Below are 15,067 nucleotides of genomic sequence, written 5' to 3' on the forward strand. Positions count from 1 at the left end.
AACTTTGTTCCACAAATTTAATTTCGGTGTTTTATTTAGTCGATGTATTAACAAAACCCAGCCGGACACACGGTCGCGCATCCTACCTGTGACAATAAGGCGACAGGGCGTTACACAGGGCGTTAAGCAGACAAAGTAAACAAGCCCGCATCAGAGATAAATGTCTTTTTGCCGGCCGATGACAAAAGATGGCAGCAGTTACCCTATGAAGAACCCACGCATCGAAGCAGGACTGGACGAGCTTCGCTCGGTCCGAAAGGAAAGTCGCTCTTTGTTCTGGACGGCGGGAATCTTCAGCTTCTTCGTCAACCTGCTGATGCTGACCGGTCCCCTTTATATGCTGCAGGTCTATGACCGGGTGCTGGGCAGCCGTTCCTTCGAGACGCTGTTCGGGCTGACCCTGATCGTGGCCTTTTTGTACGGCATGATGGGGCTGCTGGATTTCTCTCGGGCCCGGATCATGGCCCGCATCGGCTCGCGCTTTCAGGCGCGGCTGGACAAACGGGTGTTCGAGGCAGTGATCCGCAAATCCGCCATCGCGCCGGATGAAAGCAGCGCAACGGGGTTGCGTGATCTGGAATCCATTCAGCGCCTGCTGATTTCCCCCCCGTTCATGGCGCTGTTTGATCTGCCGTGGACGCCGCTGTTTCTGGCCGGGATTTTGCTGTTCCATCCCTGGCTGGGCTATCTGGCTCTGGTCGGAGGCGCGCTGCTGATCGTTCTGGCGATCCTGAACCAGATCACCACCCGGCGCCCCACTGCTTTTGCCAACATGGCCGTTGTTCAGTCCGAGCAGATTTCCGGGCAGATGTTGTCCGAGGCCGAGATGGTGCAATCGATGGGGATGCGGGATGCCTCGTTCCATCGCTGGCAAAGCGCCCGCAACAAGGCGCTGAGTGAATCGCTGAATGCCTCGGACGCAGGCGGGCTGTTTAACTCACTGACCAAGACCTTCCGGCTGTTCCTGCAGTCGGCCATGCTGGGGCTTGGCGCCTATCTGGTCCTGATCGGAGAACTGACGCCCGGCGCAATGATCGCCGGTTCGATCCTGATGGGCCGCGCACTGGCCCCGATCGAGATGGCCCTTGGTCAATGGCCCATGTTCCAGCGCGCCAAGAAAGGTTGGGACAACCTTGCCGTTCTGCTGGGCACCGTCGCGCCTGAACCCGAGCGCACGCCTCTGCCCACCCCCGCCGCCAAGCTGGAGGTACAGCAACTAACCATCGTACCGCCCGGACAGGCGCAAGCGACCTTGCGAATGGTGAACTTTGCCATCAACCCCGGTACCGCCGTCGGGGTAATCGGCACCTCGGGGGCAGGCAAGTCCACGCTGGCGCGGGCGCTGACCGGCCTGTGGCGCCCGGCAGGAGGCAAAATTCGTCTGGATGGCGCAGCACTGGACCAATACGACCCCAATGTTTTGGGGCAGCTGATCGGCTATCTGCCGCAAAGGGTCGAGCTGTTCGACGGCACCATCGCCGAGAATATCGCGCGACTTGACCCCAATCCCGATGCCGAACGTATCGTCGACGCCGCCAAGAAAGCAGACGCGCACGCGATGATCCTGCAAATGCCCGATGGGTACGATACGCGCGTCGCGGCGTCGGGCGGACGCCTGTCCGGTGGCCAGATTCAGCGTATCGGACTGGCCCGCGCCATGTATTCCGACCCGGTGATCCTTGTGTTGGACGAGCCGAACTCGAACCTGGACAACGAGGGCAGCATAGCCCTGAACCGTGCCATTCGCTCTATGAAGTCCGAGGGCAAATCGGTTCTGATCATGGCCCACCGCCCCGCTGCGATCCAGGAATGCGACCTGCTGCTGATGCTTGAAGCTGGCCAGGTTAAGGCATTCGGCCCCAAGGACGAAGTGCTTAAACGCATGGTGCAGAACCACCAGCAGATCGCGCGCGAACCGAACAAAGGAAGCGTCCAATGAGCCGCGACGTCAATTCCCGCTTTCCCGTCACCGGCCCGATGACCGTCGGTTTGCTGGCACTGATGCTGCTGGTCGGTGTCTTTGGTGGCTGGGCCTCGTTTACCAACATCGCGGGCGCCGTCGTGGCCTCGGGGCTGGTCGAAGTAGACCAGAACCGCCAAGTGGTGCAGCACCCCGATGGCGGCGTCATTACCGAGATCCTTGTGGACGAAGGCGATTTCGTCGAACCCAACCAGTTGCTGATCCGCCTGGACCCATCAGAGCTGGATTCAGAGCTGAAGATCGTCGAGGGGCAGCTGTTCGAGCTGATGGCCCGCCGCGGCCGGCTGGAGGCTGAACGCGACGGCCGCGAGATCGCCGAGTTCGATCCGCTATTGCTGGAAATCGCCGCCAAGGACTCTAACATCGCCGCGCAGATCGAAGGACAACAGCGGCTTTTAGCGGCCCGCTCAGCCTCGGTCGCGAAAGAGATCGAGCAGCTTCAAAAACGCCGCTCTCAGATTATGAACCAGATCGACGGCGTTGATGCCCAACGCTCGGCGCTGCGCGACCAGCTGGCCCTGATTGATCAGGAACTGGCCAGCCAACAAGCCCTGCTGGACAAGGGCCTGGCCCAGGCCTCGCGCGTGTTGTCGCTGCAACGAGAACGCTCTCGTTTAAGCGGTGAGGTCGGCGAATTAACCGCCTCGCGCGCTCAGTCCGAGGGCCGCATCACCGAGATCGAAATCGAGATCCTGAAACTGGGCACCAAGCGCCGCGAGGACGCCATCACCACCCTGCGTGATCTGGAGTACCGCGAGCTTGAGTCCGCCGAAAAACGCCGCGCCATCCTGCAACGTCTGGACCGTCTGGATATTCGCGCGCCGGTCTCGGGGATCGTCTACGGGATGCAGTTCTTCACGCCGCGTTCGGTCATTCGGGCGGCCGATCCGGTTCTGTTCCTGGTGCCGCAGGACCGCCCGCTGGTGATCGCTGCGCAAGTCTCACCGATCCATGTGGATCAGCTGTTCGTGGGGCAGGACGTGACCTTGCGGTTTTCCACCTTCGACCAGCGCGCCACGCCTGAACTATTCGGCAAAGTCGCTCAGGTGTCTGCCGATGCGTTCGTGGACGAAGCCAGCCGCGCCAGCTTCTATCGGGTCGAGATCGATGTGAACGAAGGCGAATTGGATCGCTTGCCCGATGGCAGCACCCTGCTGCCGGGCATGCCCGTGGATGCCTTCATCCGCACGCGCGACCGCACACCGCTGGCATATCTGGTCAAACCCCTGTCAGACTATTTCACCAAGGCCTTTCGCGAGTAGGCACCTTGCATCTGGGCGCAGGCGCGCTAGCCTGCGGGCAAATCATATCGCAAGGATACCGACATGACCGGAACCATCGAAACCCGACTGGCTGAACTGGGCGTTACCCTTCCTGACGCCCCCGCACCCGCCGCCAACTATGTGCCCTATGTGATCGCGGGCGACATGGTTTACGTGTCCGGGCAAATCTCGTCGGATGCGGCCGGTCTGATCACCGGCAAACTGGGCGCGGACATGGACACTGCGGACGGCGCGGCAGCGGCCAAGACCTGCGCGATCAGCCTTCTGGCCCAGCTCAAAGCCGCCTGTGACGGCGACCTGGACAGGCTGGTGCGCGTGGTGAAACTGGTGGGCTTCGTGAACTCGACCCCCGACTATGTGGAACAGCCCAAGGTGATCAACGGCGCCTCGGATTTCCTGGTCGAGGCGCTGGGGGATAAGGGCCGCCACGCGCGCTCGGCCGTATCCGCCGCCGCTTTGCCACTGGGCGTGGCCGTCGAAATCGAAGCCATTTTCCAGATCAAATGACGTCCCTGCCTGCGGGGTTTCTAAAGGCCCCCATCGCGCACCGCGCCTATCATGACATCACCGCTGGCCGGGTGGAAAACTCGGTCAGCGCCATTCAGGCCGCGATTGAGGCCGGCTATGGGGTCGAGATTGACCTGCAACTGTCCAAGGACGGACAGGCAATGGTGTTTCACGACTATGATCTGGGGCGCTTGACCGGCGAAAAGGGGCCGATCCGGGGGCGGACGGCCGCGGAACTGGCCCAGATCACGCTGACGGGCGGCCATGATACGATCCGTACTTTCTCTGAGGTGTTGGAGTTGATTGACGGACGCACCCCCCTGCTGGTCGAACTCAAGGACCAAGACGGCGCAATGGGCGCGAATGTCGGCATTCTGGAGCGCGCGACGGCCGAGGCGCTGGCCGGATATGCCGGCGACGTGGCGGTGATGTCCTTTAACCCGAACTCGATGCTGCAAATGCAGATCCACGCGCCGGACGTGCCGCGCGGGCTGACCACCAGCGCCTATACGCGCGAAGATTGGCAGTTGCTGCCCGCCCGCACGCGCGATCGGCTGCGCGAGATCCCCGACTATGACACCGTCGGCGCCTGTTTCATCAGCCACGAGGCCGCCGATCTGCCCCGCCCCCGCGTGACGCAGCTGAAACAACGCGGGGCGCATGTGCTGTGCTGGACCATCCGTTCGGCGCAAGCCGAGGCAGAGGCGAGAAAAATCGCGGAAAATGTGACCTTCGAGGGCTATCCCGCCGCGATCCCCGCTTGATCCCGGGGGCCTTCGGCTCAGATACTGCCAAAAGGGACGCAAGGGACAAAATGGCAGAAGAGACCATAGAGATTCAGGTGCTTTCCAGCCTGAACCAGGTGGACCCGTCCGCATGGGATGCCTGCGCACGGGCCGGTGATGGCCGCGCGCCCGATCCGTTCACCACCTACAGGTTTCTGTCCGCGCTCGAGGACAGCGGCTCGGTCGGGCCGGGCACGGGGTGGCAGCCACAATATCTGCTGGCCAAACGCGGCGAAGTCCTGATCGCCTGCGCGCCGCTTTACGCCAAATCCCACAGCCAGGGCGAATATGTCTTCGATCATTCATGGGCACATGCCTACGAACGCGCGGGTGGGCGGTATTACCCCAAACTGCAATTGGCTGTGCCCTTTACCCCCGTCACCGGCCCGCGTTTCCTGACCCTGCCGGGGCAAGAGCTAACCGGCATGTCCGCCCTGATCCAGGGCGCCGTGCATCTGGCAACTGAACACCAGGTCTCGTCCCTGCACGCGACCTTTTGCACCGAGGCAGAAGCCCTGGCCGGACAGCAAATGGGCCTGATGCACCGCACCGGGCAGCAGTTTCACTGGCTCAATAAGGGCTATGCCGAATTCGAGGCTTTTCTGACCGAGCTGTCCTCGCGCAAGCGCAAAACCATCCGCAAGGAACGCCGCGTGGCCCAAGCCTTTGGCGGCACGATCCGGCAACTGACCGGGGATGACATCAAAGCGCATCACTGGGATGCATTCTGGCAGTTCTATCAAGACACCGGCGCGCGCAAATGGGGGTCGCCCTATCTGACCCGAGAGTTCTTCGAGATTGCCCACGCCAAGATGCGTGACGACATCCTGATGGTCATTGCCGAAGCCGACGGGTTCCCAATTGCCGGCGCGCTGAATTTCATAGGCAAGGACACCCTGTTCGGACGCTATTGGGGCTGCGTGCAGGATCATCCCTGCCTGCATTTCGAACTGTGCTATTATCAGGCGATCGACTATGCCATTACCCATGCCCTGCAAAAGGTCGAGGCCGGGGCACAAGGCGAACACAAACTGGCGCGCGGCTATCTGCCTGTGGAAACGCACTCGCTTCACTGGATCGCAGATGCCGGATTTGCCCGCGCAGTGGAGCAATTCCTGGACGGCGAACGCCGCGCTGTCACCGAAGAGATCGAGATTCTGACCGATTACGGCCCCTTCAAAAAGGCCCAGACGGAGGACCACCAATGACCGAGAAACTCAGCGATACCGGACGCAAAACTATGCTTCACCCGCTGCTGGATGCCGGCTGGCAACAACTGGACGGGCGCGACGCGATCACCAAGACCTATGAGTTCTCTGACTTTACGGAAGCCTTCGCTTTCATGACCCGTGCGGCTATGTGGGCGGAGAAATGGAACCACCACCCCGAATGGACCAATATCTGGAACCGAGTGACGGTGACGCTGACCACGCATGACGTGGGCGGCCTTAGCGCGCAGGACGTGAAACTGGCCCGAAAACTGGATCAACTGACATCATGACCCTTACCGATATTCTTGCGATCGAGATCACCAATGGCATCACCCTTGGCGACATGCTGACCGCCGAGTTTCTGACCTCGGTCCTGGGAAGCGTGCTGTCCGCAATCGCTATCCTCATCCTGGGCTTCTTTGTCGCCGGATGGGCCCGCCGCCGCATCATCCGGCTGGGCCTGAAATATGAAGCACTGGATGACACCCTGTTCATCTTTCTGGGCAATATCACGCGCTATGTGGTCCTGATTTTTGCCGGGCTGTTTATCCTGAACACCTTTGGCGTTCAGACCACGTCCTTTGTCGCGATCATCGGTGCTGCCGGTCTGGCCATCGGCCTTGCACTACAAGGCACCCTGTCCAATGTCGCGGCGGGTGTGATGATCATCGTCTTCCGCCCGATCAAGCTGGGCGATTTCGTTCAGATCGGCGGGGAAATGGGCACCGTCAAATCCATTTCGCTGAATTATACCGAGCTGGCCAGCGCCGCGAATGTGCAGGTGATCATCCCCAACGCCCAGGTTTGGGGCAACACGATCACCAACTTCTCGATCTACCCGACCCGCCGGGCCGAATGGATGTTCGGCGTGGGCTATGGCGCTGATCTGAAGAAAGCCGAAACCGTGATCCTCGACACGATCATGGCCGACCCGCGCGCCAAAACCGATCCTGAACCCTTTATCCAGGTCAACAACCTGGGCGATTTCTCGGTCGATTTTCTGGTGCGTGTCTGGGTGGACTCGGGCGATTTCTTTGCCTTCCAGGCCGACATGAAACGCGCCGTGAAAGAGGCTTTGGACGAGGCCGGGATTGATATCCCCTTCCCCACGCAAACCCTGATCAACCAGGCCAGTTAACCCCAAGAAGGGGCCGCGCCCACCCGCCCGGCCCCTTCTTTGCTCATGCAAATACTCAACTGCACTGGCTTTTCAGCCTACGCCCTAATCGAGATCGGCGATCAGATCTCAGCCAGCAGAGCCTCACCGCTAGAGGTCTCGCAGCCCCGCGTGGTTTCAGGGTGGAACACCTTCACCACACCGTCCTCGACATACATCGCATAGCGCTTCGAGCGGCCGTAAAAGCCCACCACCGCCGCGTCGAAGTCCTGCCCCAAAGCCTTTGCATAGGCCCCATCAGCGTCCGCCAGACAGGTGATCCCCGCCTTGTCGGCGCCCGATGCCTCGGCCCACATCTTCATCACGAATGGGTCGTTTACAGCCACGCAGATGATCTCATCCACGCCCTTTTCGGCAAAGGCGTCCTTGTTGCGGATAAAGCTGGGCATATGCGCTACGTGGCAGGTCGTTGAAAAGGCGCCCGGCACCGCGAAAATCACGACATTCCGCCCCTTCAGTTTTTCGCCAAGTGCCACGGTCTGAGGCCCCTCGTCCGTCATAAGCAGCAAATTCGCCTCGGGCAGCGTTTCCCCTAGTGAAATTCCCATGAATGTTCTTCCGTCCTACGTTGCGTTTTCCATTTGCAAAGATATAGGCTGCGCGACAAAGCAGGCCAGAAGTTTTGGCAGGGGAGAGAAAAATGAAGAATATCGTGGTCGTCGGGGCAGGTCAGGCAGGATCTGCCGCCGTCGCTCAACTGCGCAAATCGGGTTTCGAGGGCACAATCACCCTGATCGGCGAAGAAAGCGCTCCGCCCTACCAGCGCCCTCCTTTGTCCAAGAAATACCTGCTGGGTGAAATGGAGGTTGAACGACTGTACCTGCGTCCGGAAAGCTTTTACGCCGAAAACGGTATCACCCTGTCGCTGAATACCCGCGTCGATGCGATCGATCGCACTGCAAAAATGGTCAGCGCCGGCGGGCAACAGCTGCCTTATGATGCGCTGATCCTGACCACCGGTTCGGTTCCCAACCGCCTGCCCGCCAAGATCGGCGGTGCACTGGATGGTGTTTTCGTGGTGCGTGGGCTGGACGATGTCGATGCCATGGCCCCAGCATTCAAAGACGGCGCCAAGGTGCTGATCGTGGGCGGCGGATATATCGGACTTGAGGCAGCCGCAGTTGCGGCCTCGAAGGGGTTGAAAGTCACTCTGGTCGAGATGGCCGACCGCATCCTGCAGCGCGTAGCCTCGCCCGAAACCAGCAGCTATTTCCGCGACTTACATGCGCAGCACGGCGTCGACATCCGCGAGGGCGTCGGCCTGGATACGTTGCTGGGCGACGGCCGTGTGTCCGGCGCGCGCCTGACCGACGGGTCCGAACTGGACGTGAATTTCGTGATCGTCGGCGTCGGCATCGCCCCCGCCACCGCGCTGGCCGAGGCCGCAGGTCTGGACATCGAAAACGGCATCAAGACGGACGAGCAGGGCCGCACCAGCGATCCGGCGATCTGGGCAGCGGGGGATTGCGCCTCGTTCCCCTATCGCGGGCAGCGTATCCGGCTGGAATCCGTTCCCAACGCCATCGACCAGTCCGAATGCGTGGCTGAAAACATCCTGGGCGCCGAAAAAACCTATGTCCCTAAACCTTGGTTCTGGTCGGATCAATACGACGTCAAGCTGCAGATCGCGGGCCTGAACACCGGTTATGATCGCGTGATCACGCGCAATGGCGATAAGCCCGGCGCGATGTCATTCTGGTACTATCAGGGGGACACGCTGCTGGCCGTTGACGCCGCCAATGACCCGCGCGCCTACATGATCGGCAAGCGCCTGATCGACAGCGGGAAATCCCCTGACGCCGAGGCCGTCGCGAACCCCGAAACCGAGCTGAAATCGCTGATGAAATGAGGATCGTTGCCGGAGCCTTCAAGGGTCGCGCCCTTGCCGCCGTCGGCAAGGGGGACCCCGGTGCTCATCTGCGTCCAACCACCGACCGCACGCGCGAAAGCCTGTTCAACATGCTTGGCGGGGGCCGCTTTGGCGATCCCATCACCGATGCCCGTGTGCTGGACCTGTTCGCGGGCACAGGCGCGCTTGGGCTCGAGGCGCTTTCGCGTGGCGCGGCCCATGCAACCTTTGTGGATGACGGCAACAAATCCAACGCGCTTTTGCGTCAGAATATCCAGATCTGCGAGGCCAAGGCCCAAACGAAAATCATCCGCCGTGACGCCCGAAAGCTGCCGCAGAACCCGGACGCACCCTATGATCTGATCTTCCTCGATCCGCCTTATGGCAAAGGCTTGGGCGAACGCGCCATTCAGGTTGCTTTGGATTTGGGTTGGGTTGCCCCCGAAGCCCTGATCGTGTGGGAGGAAAACACGGCAATCACCCCGCCGCCGGCGCTGACCCAACTGGACGCGCGCCGCTACGGCGATACCACGATTACCCTGCTCGAGGCGTAGGCCTTACTTCACTAGCACCACCGGCACCTTGCAGGTCCGGATCATCTGTGTGGTCGTGGACCCGATGATCATCGAGCGGATGCGCGAATGCCCATAGGCGCCCATCACCAGCAGGTCATAACCCTCGGTGTCCACCAGCTCGCCCAAGGCGGTTTCGGGCGCGCCCTCAACGATCTTGATATCGGCCTCGTGTCCGCCCGCAGACAGGGTTGCACGCGCGTCTTCCAGCCCGCGCTGCACCGTGTCGCTGGGTTTGCCTACGGTAACCAGCGTGCAGGCCAGCCCGGCAAAAAGCGGATCGCGCGCCACGTAATCCACGGCCTTCATTGCAGAAACCCCGCCGTCATAGGCGATCAGTACGGTCTCGATCGGTTTGAAGGCACGGTTGGCCACGAACACCGGCGCCTTGGTGGCCCGCGCAACGCGTTCAAGGTTGGAACCCAGATGCATCTTGGCGAAATCGGCCGCCTCACCGCGCTTGCCGATCACGACCAACGAGGCACCTTCTTCCTGCTCGGTCACGGTTTCCACAATGTCTCCGTGGCGCAGGCGCAAGGCAACGTCTGCCACGCCATCGCCTTCGATGATCTCTTTGGCGTCATCCAGAATAGCGCGGCCCTGGGCCTGCGCCAGCTTGGCGCGTTGGGCATCCAGCTCGGCCAGCTCGCCCATGATTTTCGTCCGCGCGCCCAGCCGCAGGTTGCCGCTCAGATCGCCCGTATTGCCCTCGCGCCGTCCCAGCACGTGGAACAGCTCGACCGGGGCGCCAGTGCGGCCAGCAACCCAGGACACGTGGTGGCAAACGCTCTCGGAATAGGCCGAGCCATCCACCAATGCGATGATCTTTCCGGTCATGGCTCTCTCCTTAATGTGCCAAAAGCTTGTCCATCGCGCCGGGCTTGTCATGCTCGCCCAGACGGTCAACGATGGTTTCAGACGCTTTGTTCATGCCGATAATTTCCACCTCGGCACCTTCCCGGCGGAACTTGAGCACAGCCATGTCCAGCGCCGCAACCGAAGAAATGTCCCAGATATGGGCGCGGCTGACATCGATGGTGACTTTCTCCAGCGCCTCACGGAAATCGAAGGCCTTCATGAAGTCCTCGGACGAGGCAAAGAACAGCTGGCCCTCGACGATATAGCGACGTTCACGCCCATCCTCGGACAGCTCGGACCGGACACCAAACAGCTGCGCAATCTTCCAGGCAAAGAAGATGCCCGACAGCAGCACGCCCACCAGAACGCCAATCGCCAGGTTATGGGTAAAGACCACGAAGACCACGGTTGCCACCATCACGATCGAGCTGCTGGGCGGGTGGTCCCGCAGCGATTTCAGCGACGACCAGCTGAACGTCCCGACCGAGACCATGATCATGATCGCCACCAGCGCGGCCATCGGAATACGCGCGACCATGTCCCCCAAGAACACCACCAGGATCAGCAGCACAGCCCCGGCGACAAAGGTCGACAGACGCCCGCGCCCGCCCGATTTAACGTTGATCATCGACTGACCGATCATGGCACAGCCCGCCATGCCGCCAATGAACCCGGTAAAGAAGTTGGCCACGCCCTGGCCCACGCATTCCTGGTTCTTGGATGAGGTCGTATCCGTCAGCTCGTCCACCAGATTCTGTGTCATCAGGCTTTCCAGCAGGCCCACTGCGGCCACTGCGGCCGAGTAAGGCAGGATGATCATCAGCGTCTCAAAGGTCAGCGGAATGTCGGGCAGCAAGAAGATCGGCAGCGTGTCGGGCAGATCGCCCATGTCGCCCACGGTGCGCAGATCCAGCCCCATCGACAGCGAAACCGCCGTCAGCAGAACGATACAGACCAGGGGCGACGGAATGGCTTTGGTCAGCAGCGGGAACAGATAGATGATGGCCAACCCGGCTGCGACCATCACATAGGTCAGCCACGGCACCCCGATCAATTCCGGCAGCTGCGCCATGAAAATCAGGATCGCCAAGGCATTCACAAACCCGGTCATGACCGAGCGCGACACAAACCGCATCACATAGCCCAGCCGCAAAATCCCGGCAGCCACCTGCAAGACGCCCGCCAGAATGGTCGCGGCCAGCAGATATTGCAGCCCGTGTTCCTTCACCAGCGTCACCATCAGCACTGCAGTCGCTGCCGTCGCCGCCGAGATCATCCCAGGACGCCCACCCACAATCGCAGTGATCACCGCAATCGAGAATGACGCGTACAGCCCCACCTTGGGATCCACCCCTGCGATAATGGAAAAGGCAATCGCCTCGGGGATCAAAGCCAGGGCCACGACCAGCCCCGACAGCAAATCGCCCTTCACGTTCCGGGTCCATTCCCGGCCATAGGAAGAAAGAGAAATCATAGGCTTCCGCGCCTCCGTCAAAGGGGCCTGACGCTGGCGCTACACCCCTTGTTCAACTGTCATAAAGCCCAGCACGGCCCTTTAGGCCGCTCAAGCATTCGCCCCGCGCTTATATCCCTGCACCCTTTAGCGCAACCGATAGCACCCGTTCTGACCGCGAAATCGGCGCCGACGGCCAAGATCGCGGCAAAACGCACCCCTCAATACGGCAGCAGCACCCCGAGGAAGCGGCCAAAGGCCGATGACGAGACATCAGGCGCGCGCGTCAGCGCGCACCGTTGGATCACGCGGTATAGGTTGGGTGAAAGGTTCCGGCAGGGGACAGGGTAAAGATGTCATACCCATCCGCAGTCACCCCGATCGAGTGTTCGAACTGCGCGCTCAGGGATTTGTCGCGGGTCACAGCGGTCCAATCGTCGGACAAGACCTTGGTTTCCGGACGGCCCAGGTTGACCATCGGCTCGATGGTGAAGAACATGCCTTCCTCCAACATCGGCCCGGTGCCCGGACGGCCATAGTGCAGCACGTTCGGCGGCGCGTGGAACACCGTGCCCAGCCCATGCCCGCAGAAGTCGCGCACCACGCTCATCCGATGGGCCTCGACATAGGATTGGATGGCGTGGCCGATATCCCCGAAAGTATTGCCGGGTTTGACCATCTCGATCCCTTTGAACAGGGCGTCATGCGTCACCTGGATCAGCCGCTCGGCTTTACGGCTCAGCTTGCCGGCCACGTACATCCGCGAGGTATCGCCGAACCAGCCATCCGCAATCACCGTGACGTCGATGTTCAGGATATCGCCGTCCTTCAGCGTCTTTTCACCGGGGATCCCGTGGCAAACCACGTGGTTGATGCTGATACAGCTGGCGTGCTTATAGCCCTTGTACCCGATAGTGGCCGAGGTCGTGCCCTTCTCGATCACCTTCTCTTCGATGATCTTGTCGATGGCTGCCGTGGTCTGACCCGGAAATACATGCTCGCCGATCTCGTCCAGGATCTCGGCCGCGACGCGACCCGCCTTGTGCATACCAGCAAAATCAGCGTTTTCGTGGATGCGAATGCCTTCACGCGTTACGCGGCCGTCGTGCTTGGTTTGCAAAGGTCTTCTCCGTGGCGGATTGGCGTTTTGACAGGTTCTAGCGCGATTTTTTGCCAAGGGCCAGTGCGGCTAAACGGCCAAGGCAATCGGCGCGTGAAGGGTAATCCCATCAGGAGAGATCCGCGTGCCGATCACCAGAACCTCGACGCCGGCTGCACGCGCCTTGGCATAGGCCGCCGCATAGGCCGGATCGATATCGGTTGCCAGCGCGAACCGCTCTGCGTCGGTCCTTTGCACCAGGTACAACATCACGGCGCGGTGCCCCTGTGCGACCATGGCCGAGAGTTCCTGCAGGTGTTTCGTCCCGCGCGCGGTGACGCTGTCGGGGAATTCGGCCAGACCTGGCTGACGCGAGAGCGTCACTGACTTCACCTCGACATAGGTGTCCCGACCATCGCCCGTCAGCAGGAAATCAATACGGCTTTTCTCGCCATACTTCACCTCGGCGCGAACGGTTTCATACCCCTCCAGACCCGGCACCTGATGCGCCTGCAGTGCGGCCCGCAGTGCCCGGTTGGGGACCGAGGTGTCGACCCCGGTAAAATGCCCGTCCGCATGTTCCACCAACCGCCAGCCAAATTTCAGCTTTTTCTTTGGATCATCATTGGGTTCCAGCCAGATTCGCATCCCCGGTTCGGCCAGACCCATCATCGAGCCGGGATTGGCACAATGAGCGGTCACTTCCCGCCCGTCCTCCAGCCGGCAATCGGCCAGAAACCGCTTATATCGTTTGATCAGCGTGGCGGGCACAAGAGGGGTAGGAAAGCGCATATCCAGCGCCTATACCGATGGGGGTAATTTCGCAAGATGACGGAGGGATATCATGACCAATCCTAAGGCAGCCATGCTGGTGATCGGGGATGAAATCCTGTCCGGCCGCACCCGTGACAGCAACATGCACTACCTAGCCAAAGAGCTGACCCGCGCTGGCATTGACCTGGCCGAGGCGCGGGTTGTTTCGGATGATGAGCAGGCGATCATCGACGCCGTTCGGGCACTTTCTGCGACCTACGAACACGTGTTCACCTCGGGCGGGATTGGCCCGACGCATGACGACATCACGGCCGAATGTGTGGCGGCGGCCTTTGACATGCCGATCGGTATCCGCGACGACGCACGCGCCCTGCTTGAGGCGCATTACGCACGCACCGGGGCCGAGCTGAACGAGGCCCGCCTGCGCATGGCGCGCATTCCAGACGGGGCCGCTCTGATTGACAACCCGGTGTCCATCGCTCCGGGCTTTACCATCGAAAATGTCCATGTCATGGCCGGTGTCCCCGCCGTATTCGAGGCAATGGTCGCCAGCGTTCTTCCCAGCCTGTCCGGGGGTGATCCGCTGCTGTCGCAGTCCATGCGGATCGAACGCGGAGAAGGAGAGATCGCCGGCCCTCTGTCCGATCTGGCCAAGGCGTTTCCGGACCTTTCCATCGGGTCGTATCCCTTTGTTAGCAATGGCATTTATGGCGCCAACATCGTGATCCGCGGCCATGACGGTGCCCAGGTGGATGCCGCGATGACCCGCCTGTCGGAGCTGTTTGGATGACCCTGCCCACTGAAAACCAGCTTTATGATGTGGTCGACACCACCTGGCCAGCAGCCTCGACACGGACAGTCGGTCCGTGGTTGATCCGCGAGGGGCTGGGCGGCGGTCAACGTGTCTCGGCCGCGATCGCGACGGGGCCGGTGACGGCCGCCGATCTTGCGCAGGCCGAAACGGCTATGCAGGCGCTGAACCAACCGCGCCTGTTCCAGATCCGCAAGGACGATCAGGCGCTGGATTCCCTGCTGGACGAAAACGGTTATCGCATCGTCGACCCGGTCAACCTGTGGGTCGCGCCGGTCGAGGATCTGGCCACGCAGTTCCCTCCGCCCGTGACCGCCTTCAGCGTATGGGAGCCCCTGGCGATTCAGATCGATATGTGGGCTGCCGGAGACGTCGGCCCAGGCCGCATCGAGGTAATGAACCGTGCGCCGCAGCCCAAGACATCGCTTCTGGGCAGGCTCAGGGATTCACCCGCCGGCACTGCCTTTGCTGGCATCCATAACGGCATCGCCATGATCCACGCGATCTATGTGCTGCCGCATCAACGCAAGCAGGGTATGGCCCGCTGGTTTATGCGTCTGGCGGCCTTCTGGGCCCGCGACAACGGGGCCACGCATGTCTCGGTTCTGTGCACGCAGGATAACGAAGCCGCCAACGCCTTGTATTCCGATCTGGGCATGTCGATTGTTGGCCAGTACCATTACAGAAAACACGAAGAAGACTTTTGA

The 15,067-nt window shown here is 61.1% G+C and carries 16 protein-coding genes; 11 read left to right on the forward strand and 5 right to left on the reverse strand.

What is annotated here, in order from left to right:
- Positions 1 to 205: 205 nt before the first annotated feature.
- From ACOQOQ_RS02990 to ACOQOQ_RS03020, 7 genes are all read left to right on the forward strand, one after another.
- On the forward strand, positions 206 to 1,939 hold the full coding sequence (locus ACOQOQ_RS02990) for a type I secretion system permease/ATPase (RefSeq protein WP_420568658.1): 1,734 nt from the start codon (positions 206 to 208) through the stop codon (positions 1,937 to 1,939).
- On the forward strand, positions 1,936 to 3,243 hold the full coding sequence (locus ACOQOQ_RS02995) for an HlyD family type I secretion periplasmic adaptor subunit (RefSeq protein WP_420568659.1): 1,308 nt from the start codon (positions 1,936 to 1,938) through the stop codon (positions 3,241 to 3,243). The genes ACOQOQ_RS02990 and ACOQOQ_RS02995 overlap by 4 nt, the downstream gene beginning before the upstream one ends.
- Before the next feature lie 63 nt (positions 3,244 to 3,306).
- On the forward strand, positions 3,307 to 3,771 hold the full coding sequence (locus ACOQOQ_RS03000; RefSeq protein WP_420568660.1) for a RidA family protein: 465 nt from the start codon (positions 3,307 to 3,309) through the stop codon (positions 3,769 to 3,771).
- The gene (locus ACOQOQ_RS03005) at positions 3,768 to 4,535 is read left to right on the forward strand and encodes a glycerophosphodiester phosphodiesterase family protein (RefSeq protein ID WP_420568661.1); all 768 of its coding nucleotides are present in this window, start codon (positions 3,768 to 3,770) and stop codon (positions 4,533 to 4,535) included. Before ACOQOQ_RS03000 ends, ACOQOQ_RS03005 begins: the two co-directional genes overlap by 4 nt.
- Positions 4,536 to 4,585: 50 nt before the next feature.
- Positions 4,586 to 5,764: a GNAT family N-acetyltransferase gene (locus ACOQOQ_RS03010; RefSeq protein WP_420568662.1), complete on the forward strand. Its 1,179-nt coding sequence runs from the start codon at positions 4,586 to 4,588 to the stop codon at positions 5,762 to 5,764.
- Positions 5,761 to 6,057, forward strand: a complete 297-nt coding sequence (locus ACOQOQ_RS03015) for a 4a-hydroxytetrahydrobiopterin dehydratase (RefSeq protein WP_420568663.1) — start codon at positions 5,761 to 5,763, stop codon at positions 6,055 to 6,057. Before ACOQOQ_RS03010 ends, ACOQOQ_RS03015 begins: the two co-directional genes overlap by 4 nt.
- Positions 6,054 to 6,905, forward strand: a complete 852-nt coding sequence (locus tag ACOQOQ_RS03020; protein WP_420568664.1) for a mechanosensitive ion channel family protein — start codon at positions 6,054 to 6,056, stop codon at positions 6,903 to 6,905. Before ACOQOQ_RS03015 ends, ACOQOQ_RS03020 begins: the two co-directional genes overlap by 4 nt.
- A gap of 101 nt (positions 6,906 to 7,006) precedes the next feature.
- On the opposite strand, the gene ACOQOQ_RS03025 is transcribed toward ACOQOQ_RS03020, so the two are convergent.
- Positions 7,007 to 7,492 (reverse strand): peroxiredoxin, encoded by a 486-nt coding sequence (locus ACOQOQ_RS03025; protein ID WP_420568665.1) that lies wholly within the window; start codon positions 7,490 to 7,492, stop codon positions 7,007 to 7,009.
- A 92-nt stretch (positions 7,493 to 7,584) separates the two neighbouring features.
- On the opposite strand from ACOQOQ_RS03025, the gene ACOQOQ_RS03030 reads away from it, so the two are divergent.
- The gene (locus ACOQOQ_RS03030; protein ID WP_420568666.1) at positions 7,585 to 8,793 is read left to right on the forward strand and encodes an NAD(P)/FAD-dependent oxidoreductase; all 1,209 of its coding nucleotides are present in this window, start codon (positions 7,585 to 7,587) and stop codon (positions 8,791 to 8,793) included.
- A complete protein-coding gene (rsmD, locus tag ACOQOQ_RS03035) occupies positions 8,790 to 9,347 on the forward strand; it encodes a 16S rRNA (guanine(966)-N(2))-methyltransferase RsmD (protein ID WP_420568667.1) in 558 nt (185 codons plus the stop codon). Before ACOQOQ_RS03030 ends, rsmD begins: the two co-directional genes overlap by 4 nt.
- Before the next feature lie 3 nt (positions 9,348 to 9,350).
- Here rsmD and ACOQOQ_RS03040 read toward each other — a convergent pair whose 3' ends face one another.
- From ACOQOQ_RS03040 to sfsA, 4 genes are all read right to left on the reverse strand, one after another.
- A complete protein-coding gene (locus ACOQOQ_RS03040) occupies positions 9,351 to 10,202 on the reverse strand; it encodes a universal stress protein (protein WP_420568668.1) in 852 nt (283 codons plus the stop codon).
- Positions 10,203 to 10,212: 10 nt separating this feature from the next.
- Entirely contained in the window at positions 10,213 to 11,697 is a 1,485-nt protein-coding gene (locus tag ACOQOQ_RS03045) for a SulP family inorganic anion transporter (protein WP_420568669.1), read from the reverse strand.
- A gap of 283 nt (positions 11,698 to 11,980) precedes the next feature.
- Entirely contained in the window at positions 11,981 to 12,796 is an 816-nt protein-coding gene (gene map / locus ACOQOQ_RS03050) for a type I methionyl aminopeptidase (RefSeq protein ID WP_420568670.1), read from the reverse strand.
- Between the two features lie 69 nt (positions 12,797 to 12,865).
- Complete coding sequence (sfsA, locus tag ACOQOQ_RS03055) at positions 12,866 to 13,567, reverse strand: DNA/RNA nuclease SfsA (RefSeq protein WP_420568671.1); 702 nt, start codon at positions 13,565 to 13,567, stop codon at positions 12,866 to 12,868.
- A gap of 52 nt (positions 13,568 to 13,619) precedes the next feature.
- On the opposite strand from sfsA, the gene ACOQOQ_RS03060 reads away from it, so the two are divergent.
- The gene (locus tag ACOQOQ_RS03060; protein ID WP_420568672.1) at positions 13,620 to 14,339 is read left to right on the forward strand and encodes a competence/damage-inducible protein A; all 720 of its coding nucleotides are present in this window, start codon (positions 13,620 to 13,622) and stop codon (positions 14,337 to 14,339) included.
- The gene (locus ACOQOQ_RS03065) at positions 14,336 to 15,067 is read left to right on the forward strand and encodes a GNAT family N-acetyltransferase (RefSeq protein WP_420568673.1); all 732 of its coding nucleotides are present in this window, start codon (positions 14,336 to 14,338) and stop codon (positions 15,065 to 15,067) included. The genes ACOQOQ_RS03060 and ACOQOQ_RS03065 overlap by 4 nt, the downstream gene beginning before the upstream one ends.

The organism is Thalassovita sp., from assembly GCF_965218685.1.
GTDB lineage: Bacteria > Pseudomonadota > Alphaproteobacteria > Rhodobacterales > Rhodobacteraceae > Thalassobius.